Below are 19,731 nucleotides of genomic sequence, written 5' to 3'. Positions count from 1 at the left end.
GTGCTTATTAAAAATAGATTTTTAGTGAGCATTGGTTTAGTTCGGAATGAGTTACCTTAATTGATTGAAGGTACTTGATTGACTAAATGTAATCCGTTGGCTAAAAGTTGAGAGCAAAAAAAAGCGCTTACCGAAGTAAGCGCTTTTTTATTGTTGGTACCAGTAGGCGGACTCGAACCGCCACACCCGAAGGCAACGGATTTTGAATCCGTCGTGTCTACCAATTCCACCACACTGGCCTTGAAAAAGGTGAAACGCATTCTATATTTTTTTGTATAGGTGTCAATCGTTTAACGAAAAAAAATACATTTAATTTAATTAATCGACTGCATGACCTCTTCAGACCACAACATAGCGTCTAAAAATGCTCTATTTAGAATCGTTCTTTCCGCAGGACTCAAGGAATGAATATTATCCCAGTCCTGCTCTTCACAGCTTAATGTTTGCGTTAGGTAAGATCCCAGTTCCCCTGTCTGGTTCATAATGGCGTCTAAGGCATTTTTATCTAGAGCAATTTGTTCTAATGCGACTGTCTTTTCGACATTGAAAACTGCATCTATGCCAGACATCAGTCCAACCATAAATGCAGAGTCTGCGAGAGGCGATTTTTTGCTCTCGGCAAGTAGTTGACAACAGCGTGCACGAGTCAATAGCACTTTAAGTAGTGCTTTAGGTTGGTTTGTTGATGAAGTGAGGGTGATGAGTAACGCCCATTTCTTTAATTGTACCAATCCCAAAAAGATGACTGCTTCTTTGATAGATACAACGGTTTTATAAACTCCGCATATTGGACTATTTAGTATTCGTAGTAATTGATAAGAAAGTTTAGGGTTTTTGGTCACTAAGTCCGCGATTGCTTCAATACTAATGTCTTTATTCTGCAAAGCATTAACTAGTTCAATGGCGCCATGTATTGCTGAGTCGATTCTTTTGCCCTTGATGAGTTCGGGGCGCTGCAAAAAATAGCCTTGAAATAAATCGAAGCCGAGTTTTTTGCATAGCTCAAACATGGCTAAGTCTTCGACTTTTTCTGCGAGTAAGATCAAGCCTCTAGACTTAAGTTCTGCTATTTGTGCTAGATGTTGTTCTGGTGGTGTCGCCAGAACATCTATTTTCACGATAGATACCCAAGGTAAAAGGGCTTGGTAATCGATATCAAATTGATAATCGTCTAGGGCAAATCGGTAACCAGCGGAACGCCATTTTTTTAATGCAGCAAAAAACTCCGGCGTCAGCTTTTGCTTTTCGAGAATTTCGATATAGACAGTGTCTGGATCAATGGGAAAAAAAGCATCTGACAACATAAGGTCGGTTGTCATATTAATAAAAAAAGGTTTTCTTAATTGGGATTCTAGCTTGGTAATGCCAATGCATAAATTAACTAATACTTGGCTGGTGGCAGTTTCACCATCTGCAATGTTAGCGTTCAAGGAATCTTTTCCACGGAATAAAAGTTCATAACCAAAAATCTCTTTTGTCTTTTTGAGTATTGGTTGCTGAGCCATCATTAGATCATCTAATACCGTTGGAAATTCGATCATTGAGCTTCTCTTATTTAATAAGGCTTTTTTAATATTGATAAAATAAAGGCCTATCAGAACATAAGTATGTTGATCATAACAATGTTCTACGTGTTAGGTTTTGTTGTTTTTACTACTTAAATATTCTGCTAGTGCTTTGCAAAAAGGTTGACAGCATGTAGAAGCGCCCATAAAATTCACGCCTGTTTTTGGGGCTATAGCTCAGCTGGGAGAGCGCTTGCATGGCATGCAAGAGGTCTGCGGTTCGATCCCGCATAGCTCCACCAATTACCGTTAACTCATGAGTAATTGGAAAACAACATTCCTAGGACATTCTGTCCACTTACGCTAAGCGTTTTGTGGGGCTATAGCTCAGCTGGGAGAGCGCTTGCATGGCATGCAAGAGGTCAGCGGTTCGATCCCGCTTAGCTCCACCAACTCCCTTCATTTCTGCTTTATTTTTAAGTTATAAATGCATCTTGCTAGGCATTAGCCATTGATCACAATTAAAAAATCGCCCTTCACGAGATCTCTACTGATATACAGCTCATAATTAAATCTATATTTTTGGGGCTACTAATACTAAACAGCGACAAAATATTAGCGGTAATGTCTATATTTGACAAATATAGACATAGGGTGGTAGCTTTAAATGAGAAGGTTATGAGGTTTAATAGTATGAATATCAGTTTTACCGACAAACAAGAAGCTTACATTGTTGCCCAAGTAAAAGGTGGTGATTTTCAAAATGCCAGCGAAGTGGTGCGCGATGCATTGCGCCTGCATCAAATCTACCGTCATCGCATAATAGAAGAACTACGCGCAGAAATAGCCAAAGGTTGGGACGGTGAAGCTAGCCCGAATAAAGTGCAGGATATTATTAATTCCAAGCTGGAAGAAAGACGCTCTTAATGGCTTCTTCTATTTCAAACTATGAGCTGTCTCCAGAAGCGGAACAAGACTTGAGTGACATTTTTGATTATACAGAAATTGAGTTTGGCCTCGATCAGGCGGTTCAGTATTTAAAATATCTAGAACGCTGCTTTATCCAGCTCTGTAACAATCCCAATATCGGGCGTGAACGTACCGAAATCCGTGAAGCGCTTTATAGCTTTGTCAGCCAATCCCATGTGGTGTTTTATCGTATTCTCAATGATCGCTTAAGAGTTGTTCGCGTTCTGCATGGTAGCCGTGATTTGCCTAGGCATTTTTGAATAGAAATTTTCAGTAAAGTATCCTTTAGTCTCTTTATCTTAATGTGTTAAAGCTTGGAGAAATTAGTATTCTTCTTTTTGGTCACTTCTAACACCTAATTTGTCGTCTCTGTACTTTTTAAACCATTCAGTTCTTCTTTTTTACGGCTTCCAAGGTTAGGCTTATTCCCAGCTTAAAAAGCTGATTACAAGACAGCTTAAACTATTGGTTGAGGTTTATTTCACTTTGTCTTTTAACTTTATTGATTCTTTTTCTGAAGCCTAGGATTCGTGCATGTTTCAACTTTACACAAGTAACCGTCTAGAGGATTTGGCCGTGTTGCTTGCGAAGATTTTGGCTATTTCACCGCCAGAAAATCCGTTTGATGATGAATCTATCTTGGTGCAGAACCCCGGTATGGCGCAATGGCTGAAGATGTTTCTGGCCGAGTCTCATTCTATTGCTGCGGGTTTGGTGTTTCCTTTGCCTTCTACCTTTGTTTGGCAAACTTTTGCGCAAAGCCTAGACGATATTCCGGCGCAAAGTGAATTTAACAAGCCTTTCTTAGTATGGCGCTTAATGCGTTTGCTGAACTCTCGTCTTGGTGACCCAGAATTTCAGGCGTTGAGTTGGTATCTTGAAGAAGACGATACCCAAATCCGCCGCTTCCAGTTATGTAGTAGCATTGCCGATATTTATGACCAATATCTGGTGTATCGCCCTGATTGGATCAAATCTTGGGAAGGTGGCGAAGCACAAGACCCCAAGTTGAAAGCTATCTTTGAGCAGCAACCTTGGCAAGCCATTTTGTGGCGAGATCTGGTCGCTGATGTCAGCCAGCAGGGCACGTCGCTTTATCATCGCGGCAATCTTATTGAAGCCTTGTATGACAAGACTCAATCCTCTATGCGACCTATTGGTGTGCCTGAACGAATCTTTATTTTTGGCGTGTCTTCCTTGCCGCCAAATACTCTCGAATCTCTTCGTGTATTGGCCGCTTCTGGCTGGATTGATGTGCACTTGTTTTTACAGAATCCTTGTCGTTTTTATTGGGGTGATGTGGTTGATAAACATTACTTAGGTCGTGAGATAAAACGCCAAACCCTAAAGCCTGGATTGAGTACCGATACCTTGCATCTTGATGCTAATCCTCTGTTGGCAAGCTGGGGGCGCTTAGGTCGAGATTATATTGCTCAGCTGCAAGAGATGGCTGACAACGAGTTAGAAGTCTTTGAAGACTATCTGAGTGAGCATTCAAGTGGCTTGTTGCAATGGATTCAGCAAGATGTACTGACTTTAGAAAATCACGGCTCTAAACAAGAAAGAGACGCCAGCATCGCCAATGCCGATTATCGACATCCCATTGCTGTTGATGATCAAAGTATTCGTGTACACCTCTGTCATAGTCCATTGCGGGAAGTGGAAGTGTTACACGACCAACTTTTGCAAATGTTCGAGAGCGATCCGAGCTTGACGCCAAAAGACGTTATCGTCATGTTGCCCGACGTAAACACCTACAGCCCGTTTGTTAAAGCCGTCTTCGGTAATATTAAAGGTGGCGCACAGGGCAGAAAACACATTCCATTTGCTTTGATCGACCAATCTGGTGGCATGGAAAACCCAATTGTTGATGCCTATTTGTATTTGCTTGGTTTGGGTGAAAGCCGTTTTACCTTGTCAGAATTGATCAGCGTATTAGAAGTTCCCGCCGTGTTGGCGCGTTTTGAGTTAACCGCCGATGAATTAGAACGTATTCGCCAGTGGTCAACAGAAGTGGGTATTCGCTGGGGGTTGGATGGCAAAACCGCTCAACAGCACGATTTACCGATGCAAGAGTCTCATACTTGGCTGAATGGCGTGCGCCGCATGTTATTGGGTTACGCCATGGGACATGACCATATTTGGGAAGGCACGTTAAGTTACGGCGATGTGGAAGGTTTAGAAGCGTCTGTGGCCGGTAAACTCGCTGAGTTTTTGGTCGCCATTAATGATACTCAAGCGAAATTGATGGAATCTCTCGCCCCGAAAGAATGGATTTCAACCTTGTATTATTTGGCGGAACGATTTTTTTTGGTCGACGAAGACGATGCGTTTCCTGCCTTGTTGAGTAAGCAGCTAGACGCGTTAACGCTGCAATGGCAGCAAGCGCATTTTGATGCACCATTGGATCAGCAAGTGTTACGTCAGTTGCTGTCGCCGTTATTGCAAGAATCCCAAGGTGGTCAACGATTCCTAGCGGGACGAGTGAACTTTTGTACCTTGATGCCAATGCGCTCGGTGCCTTTTAAAGTTATTTGTGTGTTGGGTTTAAACGAGGGCGATTATCCACGTAGCGTTGCACCGATGGGTTTTGACCTGATGGTCGGACAATATCGCAGCGGCGACCGAAGCCGACGTGAAGACGATAAATACTTGTTCCTTGAAGCCTTAATGTCAGCCCGAGATTGTTTCTATATCAGTTATGTCGGTCGCAGCATTCAAGACAACAGCGAAAAGAATCCGTCGATCTTAGTAAGCGAGTTGTTGGAATACATCGGCCAGAGTTGTGTGTTTGAAGGCGATCAAGCATTAGCGCCAGACGAAGCGCAGAAAGCTTTACTAGAACGACTGATTGTCGAGCATCCGTTGCAGCCTTTCAACGCGGCTTATTACTTTCAACCTCAAAGCGGTTTTCAAGAACAGGGCACGTTGCAAGAATCTACTACTCAGTTTGATAAACGCTTATACAGTTATGACGAGCAATGGCTGCCAGCCTTGCTAAGTGTTCCTGTGGACGACGAATACCATGAGTTCTCACCACTCGATGGCTTAGAGCAACCAAGGTTAGATCTTGCCCTTGATGAGCTGTCGCGCTTTATTGGGCATCCGACGCGTTACTTTACTCAGCGTCGATTAAAAGCCTATTTGAGCCTGCAAGAAGAGGAAGAAAAAGAAGACGAGCCGTTCGCTTTGGATGGTTTAACGGGCTATCAATTACGCGAAGGCTTGCTGCAAGCCATGCTAAAAGGCGATGAAGATCAATTCGTCGAGCGTTTGTCTTTGATGGGCGCATTGCCTTATGGCGCGTTAGGGCGTTTGTCTTTGCAGCAGAGCCGTGGACAATGCCGTCAGTTGTTGTCTGTATTGCAAGGTTATGCGTTGGAAGAGTGTGAACCGATTGAAGTCAATTTGGCGCTTGGCAGTATTGTACTGCAAGCGTGGTTGGATTTACCGACGGCGACCACGCGTTTGTCTTATCGCATCGGTGATTTATCCGCTCATCAAAAAATGCAGGCGTGGATCGAGCATTTGGCCTTATGCGCCCAAGGAACGCCAAAACAGCATCATCTTATTAATCTGACCAAAACCGGCAAGTTGCTTCAGCACAGTTTTATTATCATTCCGCCAAACGATGCCCAAGAACATTTGAATAATATGCTGGCTTTGTTGCAGCAAGGCTTATGTCAGCCGATTGCTTTGCCAGCCAAAAGCGCCGATGCATGGTGCAAAAGCTATTGTTCGAGTAAAACGCAAGAAGACGCGGATATCGCTTGGGAGCAGGCGTTGAAACTGTATCAAGACAACAGCAGCGCCTTTACTCGCAGTGAAGTGGACGATGCTTATTGGCAGCGTTATTTCCCTGATTTAAATCGCCAAAAAGCGCAGTTTGTCGCCTTGTGTGAGCAAATTTGGTTGCCCATGCATCGTCATTTGGAGGTGATGGAATGAGTCTTTCTAACGACCTAGCTTTTGCTAATGAGTCTTCAGCCAATGCAGAAACCTTAAATATGATACCTGAGCCGCTCGATGCCTTAACCTTTCCATTATTTGGCAAACGCTTAATTGAAGCCAGCGCGGGCACAGGGAAAACCTACACGATAGCCAACTTGTATTTGCGCTTGCTGGTGCCGACTGGGCAGTCTTTATCTGGAAATAACGGAGATTTAGATAAACCGCTGACAGTGGATCAAATCTTGGTGGTGACCTTTACCGAAGTCGCTACCGCCGAGCTAAAAGCGCGGATTCGTGGACGCATACGGACAGCGCGAAAAGCCTTGTTGCAAGGCGAAAGTAGTGATGTGTTTCTGGCTGATTGGCTAGCGCAAATGTCAGACGAACAACGCGCTGGCGCCATTGAAAAGCTACTGTATGCCGAAAAGCAAATGGACGAAGCTGCAGTATTTACCATTCATGGTTTTTGTCAGCGCATGTTGAGCCAGAACGCCTTTGAAAGTCGCATGCTATTTCAACAAACCATTGAGACCGACGAGCTCGCGCCATTGTCTATGGCGGTGAAAGACGTTTGGCGCAGTGTGTTTTATCCGATGGACGACACCAAGGCCGCTTTGATTCAACCTATTTGGTCGAACCCAGATGCTTTGCTGAAAGACTTATATTTATTGAATAACCAGCCTGACGCCAAAATTGCTGTACCTGATTACGATTGGGAAAGCGCGTTAAGTCAGGCTCAACAAACCATGGCAACGGTTCGTGCTATGTGGCTTGATCAATCGCAAGACATCATTGACGCCCTTGAGCGCAGCGGTATTAAACGTACCTTTTGGCGTAAAGATCCGTCGAAAGACATTCAAGCCATCACGCAATGGGCGAACTCGACGCGTTTTGAACTAGACAAAAGTCTCGAGAAATTTGATACCAATGAGCACGCCAGCCGATTGAGCAAAGGTGGCGACCTGCCGGCTCACGAATTCTTTGGCTTGGTGCAAGCGCTGCGTGAAAGCTTTCCTGATGCAGGGCGATTAAAAGCCGTATTGCTAACTCAGCTTTGGCAGCAAACGCAAGAACGCATGAAACGCTGGAAGCGCAGTACGCAATCGCTGACCTTTACCGATTTGCTAACCTCTCTCGATGTGGCGTTAACGAAAGACGAAGCGGGCAAATTAGCCGAACGTATTCGTCACCTTTATCCCATTGCTCTGATCGACGAATTCCAAGACACAGATGCGGTGCAATATCGAATTTTCTCCACCATTTATGCGCCAGCGCAAGTGGATCAAAATACGCTTGGTTTGATCATGATTGGTGATCCAAAACAGGCAATTTATGCCTTTCGTGGCGCGGACATTTACACCTATTTGGCAGCAAAGAAACGTGTCGACAGTGTGTATTCTTTGGCAACCAATTATCGTTCTTCTGCGGCAATGATCCAGTCGGTGAATGGACTTTTTACTACGCAAGCTGAACCCTTTCGCGTCACCGGGATTCCCTTTGTTGAAGTGCAAGATCGGGGCGTTGTAGGTGGTTTTTCTCGACAAGGTCAAACGCAAGCCGCGTTGCAATTTTTGTATCAACGCAGTGACGAGCCAGTTTCTGTCAAAGAATATCGTCAAACTATGGCGGAGTCGTGCGCAGCGCATCTTCATGAGTTGTTGTTGGAAGGACAGCAAGGCGAAGCTCTCATTGATGGCAAAGGCGTGCGACCAAAAGATGTTGCCTTATTGGTAACCAACTTTAGCCAGGCCAATGCCTTGAAAGATGCATTGCGCCAGCGTGGCATCGCCAGTGTGTATTTGAGCGATAAAGGTTCCGTGTTCGAAACCGTCGAAGCGCGAGAATTATTGATCGTGCTGACGGCGATTTTATCCAATGGGCAAGAAAGCAAACTGCGTTCGGCGTTGGCAACCAGCCTGGTTGATTGGTCATTGGAAGACTTGGACACGTTAAATCACGACGACGTGGTGTATGAGAAATGGGGACAAGCGTTCCGAGATTATTTAGAGCTCTGGGACAAGCAAGGCTTGTTGCCTATGTTGCGCGAGTTTATGCAGGACGTTGCCTTGGCGGCGAATATGCTCAGTCATACTGGTGGCGAACGTCGCTTAACTGATTTTTTGCATTTGACCGAAAAGCTCCAGCAGAAGTCTCTTGAGTTGGACTCTAAAGAAGGTGTTTTACGTTATCTCAGATTGGCGATTCAAAATCCAAACGGCAACAGTGACGAGCAAAAGATTCGCCTTGAAACCGACGCGGAACTGGTTCGAATCGTCACCATTCATAAAAGTAAGGGCTTGGAATATCCAATAGTCTATTTGCCTTTCGCGCTTACGCCGTATCGCGATCAGGACAGTTCCGCTTTGTATCACGATGCTCAGCAGCAATTGTGGATCGCTATTGATCCTGATGAAGCGCAAACCGAGTTGCACAAAGAGGAACTGTACGCGGCGGAAATTCGTTTGGCTTATGTGGCGTTAACTCGTTCCAAAGAGGCGTGTTTTATTGGTTCAATGGAAGTGGGCAAAAAGTCTAATAAGACGCGTGGCGCCGTATCGGATGTTCATCTTAGTGGTGTTGGTGCTTTGATTGGTGAAGGCGAGTCGCTTGAGGCTGGCGATTTGTATCCAAGTATTAAACGCCTTTGTGAGCGTTATCAAGATGGTCAAATGCAGTTATTGGATTTGCCTGAAGAACCACAGCGTTTACCACGATTCAAAATGGCGGCTTTTAATAAGGTGCAGGACGAATTGATCGAACCTCATGCACGAGACTTTACCGGACGTGTGGAACGAGATTGGTGGGTCGGCAGTTATTCCTCGCTGGTGGTGGAAGATAAAGAGTATCACGATGAAAGTGTACCCGGTTTGGATGAAATGACGCGTTTCGTCGATCCTTTGCTGGACAATATGGAAGTGCCTGAGTCGCCATTGGAGCTACAGCAAAAGGAACCGGAAAAGAATCGTTTTACCTTTCCCAAAGGCGCAAAGCCTGGAACGTTCTTGCATGACACGCTGGAAGGTAAAGCATTGCATGATGTGTCAGCTAATCCGAGCTTTAAAGACTTATTAAAAACCAGTCACCATAAGCTGATGGCTGATTTTTACGAACGTCAGGGTTTTGATGAATGGCAAGATGTATTGAGCGAATGGCTGCCCGATATCGTTAATACCGAGTTAATTGCGGGAATGAGTCTGGGGAGTTTGGCGCCATCGGCCTGTCGCAAAGAAATGGAGTTTTTTATTCCTGTGACTGGCATGAACGCCTTGCAGCTGGATCGGATTTCTCGTGAGTACGATGACGTGTCGCGAGTCGCACCGATGATTCAGGATCGCCCCTTAAAAGGCATGTTAAAAGGTTTTATCGATTTACTGTTCGAATATCAAGGTCGTTATTACGTGTTGGATTATAAGTCTAATTATTTGGGTGACGACTTTGCCGATTACGAGCCAGACAAGCTGGTTCATGCCATCGCCGAGCACAGATACGACTTGCAATATCAACTTTATACCTTGGCTCTGCATCGCTTATTGAAGCAGCGTTTGCCAAATTATGATTACGACAAACATGTTGGCGGCGTGGTGTATTTATTCCTCCGCGGTATGCAGCCAGAACAGCAAACGGGTATTTTCCAAAGTCGTTTAACACTTGAGCATGTTAATGCACTGGATGCCTTGTTTAGCGGCGACAACTTAGATAAAGCGCAGAATGACTCATCAAATGAAGGAGCCGTGCAATATGGACTTTTCTAACCAGCTAGGTTTGCTTGACTCTCTTAATGAAAAAACGCTTGAGGAAAATTCTCAGGTAGTAACATCATTCAGTTTGTTGGATTGGCAGGCCAAAGGCATATTGCGAGCGATTGATTGTCAGTGGATTGAACAATTGGCTCAACACGCCAACGAAGGCAATCCAGACCAAGGTAATAATGCTGTTCATATCGCCGGTGCTTTGTGCAGCGCTTATCTTGGTGCAGGTCATATTTGTATTGATCTGGCGGCCATTTGGCAAATGCCGCCAGAAGGCATTGACCTAGACGAGTTACGAACGGCGTTAGGAAGTAGCGGCGTGAATAGTGTTGCTGCTTGGTGTGAAGCATTGCAGGCGAGTCGTTTGGTTTCGTTAGCAGAGAGTGTCACTGAACGTCCGATGGTATTGGCAGGCACGCGTTTGTATTTGTATCGTTATTTCCAATATGAGCAACAGGTACTTAACTATCTCAAAGGGCAATTTTCTGTTGCGCCTTTTACTGTGAATGCGGGTTTATTAGCGCAACTTTTTCCTAACAAAGCGGACGTTGTAGATTGGCAAAAAGTGGCGGTTGCCAATGCGGCTAGTTTGCCTTTCTCTGTTATTAGCGGTGGCCCCGGAACTGGAAAGACAACAACTGTGACACGCTTGTTGGCGTTGCTGGTGGCTCAGTCGCTTGCTGAAGGTAAGTTGTTGCGTATTGAGTTGGCTGCACCAACAGGTAAGGCTGCAGCACGTTTGACAGAGTCTATTTCAAAAGCCAAAGCAGATTTGCCATTAAGTGATGAGGTTAAACTTGCTATTCCAGAACAAGCCAGTACCTTGCATCGTTTATTAGGCAGCGAATTTGGACGCAGCCGTTTTAAGCACAATAAAGAAAACCCTCTGCATTTGGATGTGTTGCTGGTGGACGAAGTGTCCATGGTGGATTTGCCAATGATGGCGAAATTGATCGATGCGATGCCAACCCATGCGCGATTGATCTTACTTGGAGACAAAGACCAGCTTGCCTCGGTAGAAGCGGGCAGTGTGTTAGGAGATTTTTCCTATGGCATCGAAGAGGTTTACTTCCAACCAGAATGGGCTGAACGCCTTGGTAATCTTACTGGGGAAAATCTTGCTCCGTTTGGTAATCCATCGGCTCCGCCAATTAGCCGAGCGCTTACTTTGTTACGCACCAGTTATCGCTTTGACGCTAATAGTGGCATCGGACACTTGGCAAAAGCCATGAACGCAGGCGACAGTCAGGCTGTTTTGCGTTGTCTGCAGTCTAATTACGCTGATGTTGAGTGGCGAGCACCAGAAGAAGGGCAAACCAAAGCCGATATCGCGACATTGGCTAAAGGTTATGACGATTATTGGGAAGCGGTGCGTCAGAATCTAGATATTGCCAAGTTGTACGAAGTGTTTTCACGTTATCAAATTTTGACAGCGGTTCGCCAAGGTGAGTTTGGTGTCGAGAAGGTGAATGCCCAGCTGGAACAGTATTTTTATCAGCGAGGACGAGTAAAAGACCCCCATGTTTGGTATCCCGGAAAAGCCGTAATGCTAACCCGAAATGATGCAGCATTGGGCTTGTTTAACGGTGATATTGGCCTTTGTATGCCAGATGAGTTTCAGCGTCTTCGCGTGTGGTTTATGCAGCCGGATGGCTCCTTTACCGGCTTGTTACCGAGTCGTTTGAGTGAGTTTGAAGTGGTCTTTGCGATGACGGTACATAAATCCCAAGGCTCTGAATTCGATCAGGTTGCCTTGTTATTGCCTATGACACCTTCCCCAGTGTTAACTAAAGAATTGCTTTATACGGGCATCACTCGTGCAAAGAAGGTGTTTGCTTTGTGGGGATCAGGCGGATTGATTCGGGCAGCGACCACTACTCGTATTCAGCGTTATTCTGGACTTATTGGCGAGCTTTGGCATTGATATTGAGGTATTCGACTCCATTATTCTTAAAACCTTTAAAAAGCGAATAAAAGCTCAAGCTAAATAATCTTGTTACGCGATTCTTGATGTGATTTTTTTATGTTAGGGTAAGCGGCATTTCAACACTGTAAAAATTTAAAATTTCGACATTATGTAAAGTAGGAAAGAGTAGCAACAATGGCAAAAGAAATTGTTTTAACCGGTGTTACCACCACAGGCACTCCACACCTAGGCAACTATGTGGGTGCAATTCGTCCTGCGATCGAAGCGAGCCGTCAAGAAAACACGGAATCTTACTTCTTCCTTGCAGACTATCATGCGTTGATCAAATGTCAGGATCCAGAGCGCGTGAAACAGTCTCGTTTAGAAATCGCGGCGACCTGGCTAGCGTGTGGCTTAGATACTGATAAAGCAACTTTTTACCGTCAGTCTGATATTCCTGAAATTGCCGAATTGAATTGGCTACTGACTTGTGTGACCGCTAAAGGTTTGATGAACCGCGCGCATGCTTATAAAGGCGCTGTCGATGAAAATCTTGCGAACGGCCAAGACCCAGATTTTGGTATTACCATGGGCTTGTTCTGCTATCCAGTGTTGATGGCTGCAGATATTTTGGCGTTTAACGCGCATAAAGTGCCTGTTGGTCGTGACCAAATACAGCATATAGAAATGGCGCGAGACATTGCAGGTCGTTTTAATCATTTATTTGGTGAGCATTTTGTATTACCTGAAGCCGTTGTTGGCGAAGAGGGTTCAATACTTAAAGGCCTAGACGGTCGTAAGATGAGTAAGAGCTACAATAATACGATTCCATTATTTGATACTGAGAAAAAGCTACAAAAAGGTATCAATAAAATTAAAACAAATTTGTTAGAGCCAGGTGAAGCTAAAGACCCTGAAGACTCTACCGTGTTTGATATTTATAAAGCGTTCGCAACACCTGAGCAAACAGCACAAATGCGTCAGAATTATGCAGAAGGTATTGCATGGGGCGAAGCGAAGAAGGAACTTTTTACTTTGGTTAATGGTCAACTATCTGAGCCGCGTGAAAAGTACCTTGAGTTAATTGCCAATCCTGCTCATGTAGAAGAAGTGTTACAAGCAGGGGCAGAGAAAGCGCGAGCTCGTGCACGTGGAATGATTTCAGACTTACGCAATGCCGTTGGTTTGGTCAACTTTAAATAAAGGAGAGTTTTGTGAAAACAACAGTATTTGCCATGTTAATGGCGTTTGTTTTGGCAATCGGCGCTGGCGGTTATAGTGCGGATGTTCAGGCTAAAAAGTTTGGTGGTGGTAAAAGTTTTGGTAAAAGCTTTTCTGTTTCTAAACCTAAAAGCACTGCAGCTAATACAAGCAGTACGACGAACGCTGCAGCTGGCGCTAAAAAACCTGGATTTTTGGGTGGTTTAGGCGGCGGTTTGTTAGGTGGTTTGTTAGCTGGTGGTATTTTTGCTGCCTTGCTAGGAAGTGGTGCTTTTGATGGCATTTCTTTCGGTGATATTTTGCTATTTGCTGTGATCGGTTTCTTGATCTACAAGTTCTTTATCGCACCAAAACGCCGTGCTGCTCAGGCTCAAGCCAGTGGTGCAGGTACGAATGGTATGTTCCGCGAAGTGCCAAACTCAACTCGCGATAATGTTCAGCCTTCTCCAATGTCTGGAATAAGTGGCTTTGGTGCACAACCAGAGATTAAGCTTCCACCAGGATTTAATGAGCAGGCGTTTGTTGCCGAAGCAAAAAATCATTACATCACGCTGCAAAAAGCGTGGGATGACAATAATTTTGATGAAATTCTTGATTATGTTAGCCCTGAGCTTTACAACCTTTTGGTTGCAGAACGTGCGACTCATGGTGATAACAAACCGCGTACCGAAGTTATCTCTTTGATGGCTGAGCTTGTTCGTGGTGAATATATTGGTTCAATAGCTTCTATCTCTTTGCAGTTTTCAGGCTGGATCAAAGAAGGTGATCAGACTTCCGATACAAATGAAATTTGGCATTTGGAAAAGAATATGTCTGATGCAAATGGAAATTGGACAATAGTTGGGATACAACAAGACAACTAATTGTTACTTAACTTTGCTCGTAGACTCATCATGATTTGTTTAAACTAGACAAAGCTTGTGATGAGTTCTACATTACTCTTATTAAACTGAATATGGATGTGAGCCATGTCTGAATTAGCGCCTATTAAAGAAAATGGGAAAGCCTTATCTGAATCGAAAAAAGGCGAGTTGTTACAGTATCTAACTTTTAAGCTGATTGACGAGACCTATGGTATTAACGTCATGCAGATTAAAGAAGTGCTACGGTATAGTGAAATCGCCCCAGTTCCAGGTGCGCCTTCTTATGTATTAGGCATTGTTAATTTACGTGGTAATGTCGTGACGGTAGTGGATACTCGAGTACGTTTTAGTTTGCCAGAGTGCACTATTACTGATGATACTCGGATCATTATTATCGAACACGATGGCGAGCAAGTTGGTTTGCTTGTTGATGCAGTCCAAGAAGTATTCTATTTATACCAGGGTGAGATTGAGCAAAGTCCTAGCGTTGGTAATGATGAAGCATTGAAGTTCATTCAAGGTGTTTATCAGAAAGAAGAAGAGTTGGTTATTTTACTTGAGCTTAACCGTATGTTTGAACGCAATGATGCACTTGGCATCGAAGCGATGAATTAAACCAACAGATTCTTTTTGAGCTGCTCTTTTATTGAGTGAATATAGAAAAAACCATGCCGCCGAGCATGGTTTTTTTATGCCTAAAATTATATTTTATAGGCAGTGGTCTTGAAGCTTATCTTTCCCAATAAGCTTCCTCTAAGCTGTCTTCTCGTTCCGGTAACCCTCTGGATAAACGAGACGCGTTTTGGGCGAGTATTTCATAACTCACGCGGTTTGAATATTTGCAGATCTGTGCGAAAGAAGAATAGGCTAGAAATGGCGCTAAGTGTTTGCTGGAATTTGGAATAACTTCTTTGTGAAAATGATTGGCAGAAATATCATGCAGTAAAGCCGATAGCGCGCCATCACCAGCGCCATTGGTGTTGCGGATTTTCTCTGGACCACCCATATACGGGTCTATATGAGAAAAAACTTTCACCGGTTGTTTGCACGCTTTGCGCAACATTGGGCGACTAAATTCCCAGCGGTTAAAATCTGCCAAACTACCAGATTTTATTGGGTGTGTGGTTTCACGTCTTAGTTCATCATCAGTATGTCCGCATAAATACATGCCATCAGGGCCAGCGGTAAGCAGCACAATGTCTACATGGTCTAGAATTGCACTGGCGGCTTGTAATGGATCTGAGAAGCCCGTTAATGCTTCGGCTTCTAGTTCATTCATCGCTAGTACGTTGACGTATTTTTTAATCAGTTCGAGTAACTCTTCGCGATTATCTTCTACAAGGTGCTTGGTGCCTAATGTTAATACGGTTGGAACATGGTGCAGGCGAGCGTATTCCAAGGCTTTTAACATAGCTTGTTTAATCGGTTTGCCTTGGTGGCGCAATGGATAGGCGCATGTTACCAATGCTGCACTTCCTGCGATGATATGTTCGGGTATGTGATCGACGTCTAGTTCATCCATGTCACCGGGGGCGATAGCAAAAGTGCGTTCACCATCCGGTGTGATCAAGGTAATACCTCGGCCAATATCACCAGGTACGCCTTGTAAGTGATTCATATCGACTTTGCTGCTGGTATGGCAGATATAATGGTAAGCTGGTGACCCTAAAGTGATGTTGGCTGACATAACACCAAGTAGTACAGATTTGTCATCGGCTAATACAGAATAGTTATGAATGGTGTTGCCAATGGTGCCACCGGCAAAATGATCAGAGATACTATTTTGTGCTGTTAATTCGCTGTAAATAGCGGAGGCTGTATCAGCATCTACAAGATTAGATAAGCCTTTTTGGATTTTAAAGGTCTCTAAAAATTGATCAGAGACATTAGCGACTACGTCGACAATAGTTTCATCCAAACCAACAATGTAGGTGTCTTTATCGGGTCGAACTTCCGATGTCGGCAAAACGGGCTTTGGTTGTGAAACAGGAAAGTAATGTTTAAGTTTGCGTCTGCCGGGAAACTTCATATTGGTGCTCGTGGGTAAAATAATTAAGCGAGTTTAGCAAAGAATTGACCGGTCGGGCAGGATGAGTTGTAAGAAAGTAAGGTGAAAATGAACGAATCAGAGTTAGATCGTTATAGTCGTCAGTTATTATTAACCAATTTTGATATTCAAGGGCAACTCAACCTTGCTCAAGCGAAAGTCTTGGTCATTGGCTTGGGTGGATTGGGAAATATTGCTGCCACGTATTTGGCAACTTCCGGAGTTGGCTATTTGATTTTGGCTGACGGCGATCAATTAGAAAGCAGTAATTTGCCTCGCCAAGTGCTTTATGATGAAAGTCAGATTGGTTTAAACAAGGTTGATGCAGCGGCGAAACAAATCGCTCTTAAAAATCAAGCTGTCAAAGTGGAGGTTATCGCGCAAAAATTATCCGGCGATTCTCTATTAAACGCCGTAGAGCAAGCGGATGTGGTGTTGGACTGTACCGACAACTTTACTGCTAGACAAGCCATCAACCGAGCTTGTTTGTCATTAAAAAAACCATTAGTTAGTGCGGCAGCAATTCGTTGGGAAGGGCAGTTGGTGAGCTTTTTATATCATCAGCACTCAGCACCTTGTTACGAATGTTTATATCCGTCTTTGTCGGATCAGCAGTTAAGTTGTAATGAGAGTGGAATTGTCGCACCTGTTGTTGGCTTGTTAGGCGTCTATCAGGCACTTGAAGCCTTAAAGCTGGCAAGTGGCTGCGGAAAGGTCAAACATGGTGTATTAAGGCTGTTCGATGGTTTTGAAGGGGAGTGGCGTGAGATGCGTTTAACTCAAGATCCAGAGTGTTTGGCTTGTTCGCAGGAAGCTGGTGTGATGGTTAAAATTAGCCCTACGCTTGAAAACTCATAGATAGTCCCTATTTTAGTAATTAATATTTTTCTCTAAGAATTTCAGCTGATTTTCGTTAGAATCCACCACAGACTTTTTCGCCGACCATTTTTGTGTCAGGCAAGCATTCATTTACAGGAGCAATAACATGAGCGATGTTAAACACGCTAAATTAATGATTTTAGGTTCTGGCCCAGCGGGTTATACCGCGGCTGTTTATGCGGCTCGTGCGAACCTTAATCCTGTGATGATTACAGGTATGCAAATGGGTGGTCAGTTGACGACGACTACCGAAGTTGATAACTGGCCAGGTGATGATCAAGGCGTACAAGGTCCAGAATTGATGGAGCGTATGCGTAAGCATGCAGAGCGTTTTGAAACAGAAATCATTTTTGACCATGTCAATAAAGTAGATTTAAAAAACCGTCCATTTCGTTTGGAAGGTGACAGTGGTGTTTACACTTGCGATGCGTTGATTATTTCAACTGGTGCGAGTGCTCAGTACTTGGGTCTAGAGAGCGAAACGAAATTCATGGGCCAAGGCGTATCTGCTTGCGCAACTTGTGATGGTTTCTTCTACCGCAACCAAGATGTTGCTGTAATCGGTGGTGGTAATACAGCTGTTGAAGAAGCGCTTTACCTTTCTAACATTGCAAAAACGGTTACCGTTATTCACCGTCGTGACAAGTTCCGCTCTGAAAAAATTCTAGCGGACAAATTGATGGAAAAAGCGAAAAACGGCAATGTGAAAATCGAATGGCATTCTGAGCTAGACGAAGTGCTAGGCGATAGTGCAGGTGTAACTGGTGTTCGTATCAAAAATAGTCAAACAGGCGAGACAAAAGAATTGGCTGTTGCTGGTTTGTTTGTTGCGATTGGTCATAAGCCAAATACAGATATCTTCCAAGGTCAGCTTGAAATGAAAGATGGCTACTTAAAAGTGCAATCTGGTACGCACGGTAACGCGACGCAAACTAGCGTTGAAGGTGTTTTTGCTGCGGGTGATGTGTCTGACCATATTTACCGTCAAGCAATCACATCAGCGGGTACTGGTTGTATGGCGGCGTTGGATGCGGAACGTTTTCTTGATTCTCAAGAGTGAGCAAGTTAGGAATGAGGTGGTATGTTCAATACGTTGTACATAAGCCTTAAACTTTGTTGAATTAGTGTCATAAACAAAAAAAACCGATTCTAGGATCGGTTTTTTTATGCCTATGGTAATTCGTGTTAAACGAATTACTGAGCGTTGTAAGCTTCGATGCCTTCAACGATGGCTTTTTTCGCTTCTTCTGCGTTCGCCCAGCCTTCTACTTTTACCCACTTACCTTTTTCAAGAGTTTTGTAGTTTTCGAAGAAATGTTCGATTTGATCACGTAGCAATTGTGGAATGTCGTTCACATCTTGGATATGACCGTATTCTTTACTTAGTTTTTCGTGAGGAACGGCAACCAATTTAGCGTCCATACCCGCTTCGTCAGACATGTTCAGTACGCCAACCGGACGGCAGCGAATAACAGAACCTGGTACAACTGGGTAAGGCGTAATAACCAATACGTCAACTGGGTCACCGTCATCAGCTAAAGTGTTGTTTACGTAACCGTAGTTTGCAGGGTAAAACATAGGAGCCGTCATGAAGCGGTCAACAACAAGCGCGTCCATGTCTTTATCAACTTCGTATTTTACTGGGTTCGCTTGTGCTGGAATTTCGATGATAACGTTGATGTCGTTTGGTGCATCTTTGCCGGCAGGTATTTTGCTATAGCTCATTATTATTTCTTCCAATGTATTAAATATGGGCGATATTATAAAAGCTAGACAGCTTCTATGCTAGTTGTGGAACGCATCCTTTCGTAATATTCGCTATTCAGATCGAATTAAATGAGTAAAAATAGCCTTAAAATGCGTTAACTTATTGCTTTCTTTCTGAATTTAGCTAGTCTTACACAGTGATCAAATTATAGTCGCGAGGACAGTAATGACAAAATCTGAGCTGATAGAGCTGCTAATCGATCAGCAATCCCATTTACCAGTAAAAGATGTTGAGCAAGCAATCAAAGCAATGCTTGAACATATGTCTGATTCTTTGGCAAATGGTGAGCGCATTGAGATACGAGGCTTTGGTAGTTTTTCTCTACATTATCGAGCACCTAGAATAGGCCGAAACCCTAAAACTGGGGAGTCTGTTGAGTTAAGCGCGAAATATGTACCTCATTTTAAACCAGGTAAAGAGTTGAGAGAGTTAGTCAACCTACCTGAAGACAATGAGATCAACGAACTTAACTAATTTACGTCTTATGCCTCGAAATCTATGAGCTATCACGGCATAATAACGCCATTCTATTTTTGGTAGGTTGTTTTATGCTTAAATGGCTGAAAAGAGTTACTTATACAGTACTCATTGTTTTCTTTCTCGCCGTGGGTGTGTTTTTTGCCATCCGTAATCCACAACTTATTCCCCTTGATCTTGTTTTTTGGCAAGGTCCCGAACTAAGCGTCGCTCTTTATGTCATTTTATCTTTTACCGTAGGAGCTTGTGTGGCTCTTTTAGTCAGCTCTATTGCGTATTTGCGTAGTGAACGCCAGATTAGGGTGTTGACTCGTAAATACGAAAAAGCACGAGATGAAGTGGATGCCTTGCGTAAAGCCTCTATTGCTAAAGAGCTTTCTGTTGGGAAGGAGTAAT

The 19,731-nt window shown here is 43.9% G+C and carries 15 protein-coding genes and 3 tRNA genes; 14 read left to right on the top strand and 4 right to left on the bottom strand.

From position 1 onward, the window contains the following. Positions 1-154: 154 nt before the first annotated feature. Both CCS02_RS09370 and CCS02_RS09365 read right to left on the bottom strand, forming a co-directional pair. Positions 155-239 (bottom strand) — tRNA-Leu (locus tag CCS02_RS09370). A gap of 75 nt (positions 240-314) precedes the next feature. After that, on the bottom strand, positions 315-1,541 hold the full coding sequence (locus CCS02_RS09365; protein ID WP_072841192.1) for an EAL and HDOD domain-containing protein: 1,227 nt from the start codon (positions 1,539-1,541) through the stop codon (positions 315-317). A gap of 190 nt (positions 1,542-1,731) precedes the next feature. Here CCS02_RS09365 and CCS02_RS09360 point away from each other — a divergent pair. The 10 genes from CCS02_RS09360 to CCS02_RS09315 all read left to right on the top strand — a co-directional run bounded on the left by CCS02_RS09360 (position 1,732) and on the right by CCS02_RS09315 (position 14,779). Further along, positions 1,732-1,807: transfer RNA gene (locus CCS02_RS09360), tRNA-Ala, on the top strand. 74 nt (positions 1,808-1,881) lie between these two features. Then, positions 1,882-1,957 (top strand) — tRNA-Ala (locus CCS02_RS09355). 241 nt (positions 1,958-2,198) lie between these two features. Beyond that, complete coding sequence (locus CCS02_RS09350) at positions 2,199-2,432, top strand: type II toxin-antitoxin system ParD family antitoxin (RefSeq protein ID WP_072841193.1); 234 nt, start codon at positions 2,199-2,201, stop codon at positions 2,430-2,432. Continuing rightward, entirely contained in the window at positions 2,432-2,734 is a 303-nt protein-coding gene (locus CCS02_RS09345) for a type II toxin-antitoxin system RelE/ParE family toxin (protein WP_100636397.1), read from the top strand. The genes CCS02_RS09350 and CCS02_RS09345 overlap by 1 nt, the downstream gene beginning before the upstream one ends. Positions 2,735-3,008: 274 nt before the next feature. Further along, positions 3,009-6,422, top strand: a complete 3,414-nt coding sequence (gene recC / locus CCS02_RS09340) for an exodeoxyribonuclease V subunit gamma (protein WP_100636396.1) — start codon at positions 3,009-3,011, stop codon at positions 6,420-6,422. Continuing rightward, positions 6,419-10,177, top strand: coding sequence for an exodeoxyribonuclease V subunit beta (gene recB, locus CCS02_RS09335; protein WP_100636395.1), 3,759 nt, complete (start codon positions 6,419-6,421; stop codon positions 10,175-10,177). Before recC ends, recB begins: the two co-directional genes overlap by 4 nt. After that, positions 10,164-12,098 (top strand): exodeoxyribonuclease V subunit alpha, encoded by a 1,935-nt coding sequence (gene recD, locus CCS02_RS09330; protein WP_100636394.1) that lies wholly within the window; start codon positions 10,164-10,166, stop codon positions 12,096-12,098. The genes recB and recD overlap by 14 nt, the downstream gene beginning before the upstream one ends. Before the next feature lie 177 nt (positions 12,099-12,275). Then, positions 12,276-13,283: a tryptophan--tRNA ligase gene (locus tag CCS02_RS09325; RefSeq protein ID WP_072841197.1), complete on the top strand. Its 1,008-nt coding sequence runs from the start codon at positions 12,276-12,278 to the stop codon at positions 13,281-13,283. An 11-nt stretch (positions 13,284-13,294) separates the two neighbouring features. Continuing rightward, a complete protein-coding gene (locus CCS02_RS09320) occupies positions 13,295-14,164 on the top strand; it encodes a Tim44 domain-containing protein (protein WP_072841198.1) in 870 nt (289 codons plus the stop codon). Between the two features lie 105 nt (positions 14,165-14,269). Then, the gene (locus CCS02_RS09315) at positions 14,270-14,779 is read left to right on the top strand and encodes a chemotaxis protein CheW (RefSeq protein WP_012070905.1); all 510 of its coding nucleotides are present in this window, start codon (positions 14,270-14,272) and stop codon (positions 14,777-14,779) included. Positions 14,780-14,894: 115 nt separating this feature from the next. Here the strand turns inward: CCS02_RS09315 and CCS02_RS09310 are convergent, their stop codons facing one another. Continuing rightward, complete coding sequence (locus CCS02_RS09310; protein ID WP_100187040.1) at positions 14,895-16,193, bottom strand: inosine/guanosine kinase; 1,299 nt, start codon at positions 16,191-16,193, stop codon at positions 14,895-14,897. An 87-nt stretch (positions 16,194-16,280) separates the two neighbouring features. On the opposite strand from CCS02_RS09310, the gene CCS02_RS09305 reads away from it, so the two are divergent. Both CCS02_RS09305 and trxB read left to right on the top strand, forming a co-directional pair. Next, positions 16,281-17,069: a HesA/MoeB/ThiF family protein gene (locus CCS02_RS09305; protein WP_100187039.1), complete on the top strand. Its 789-nt coding sequence runs from the start codon at positions 16,281-16,283 to the stop codon at positions 17,067-17,069. A 127-nt stretch (positions 17,070-17,196) separates the two neighbouring features. Continuing rightward, complete coding sequence (trxB, locus tag CCS02_RS09300; protein WP_072841201.1) at positions 17,197-18,150, top strand: thioredoxin-disulfide reductase; 954 nt, start codon at positions 17,197-17,199, stop codon at positions 18,148-18,150. 134 nt (positions 18,151-18,284) lie between these two features. On the opposite strand, the gene ppa is transcribed toward trxB, so the two are convergent. Continuing rightward, positions 18,285-18,815: an inorganic diphosphatase gene (gene ppa, locus CCS02_RS09295; RefSeq protein WP_072841202.1), complete on the bottom strand. Its 531-nt coding sequence runs from the start codon at positions 18,813-18,815 to the stop codon at positions 18,285-18,287. 208 nt (positions 18,816-19,023) lie between these two features. Here ppa and ihfB point away from each other — a divergent pair, with 208 nt between their 5' ends. Both ihfB and CCS02_RS09285 read left to right on the top strand, forming a co-directional pair. Next, positions 19,024-19,332: an integration host factor subunit beta gene (gene ihfB / locus CCS02_RS09290; RefSeq protein ID WP_072841203.1), complete on the top strand. Its 309-nt coding sequence runs from the start codon at positions 19,024-19,026 to the stop codon at positions 19,330-19,332. A 74-nt stretch (positions 19,333-19,406) separates the two neighbouring features. Beyond that, the gene (locus tag CCS02_RS09285; RefSeq protein WP_072841204.1) at positions 19,407-19,730 is read left to right on the top strand and encodes a lipopolysaccharide assembly protein LapA domain-containing protein; all 324 of its coding nucleotides are present in this window, start codon (positions 19,407-19,409) and stop codon (positions 19,728-19,730) included. The last annotated feature ends 1 nt before the right edge of the window (position 19,731 follow it).

Source organism: Marinomonas sp. ef1 (assembly GCF_002806845.1).
Classification (GTDB): Bacteria; Pseudomonadota; Gammaproteobacteria; order Pseudomonadales; family Marinomonadaceae; genus Marinomonas; species Marinomonas polaris.
This window is presented reverse-complemented; position numbering and strand designations above follow the sequence as displayed.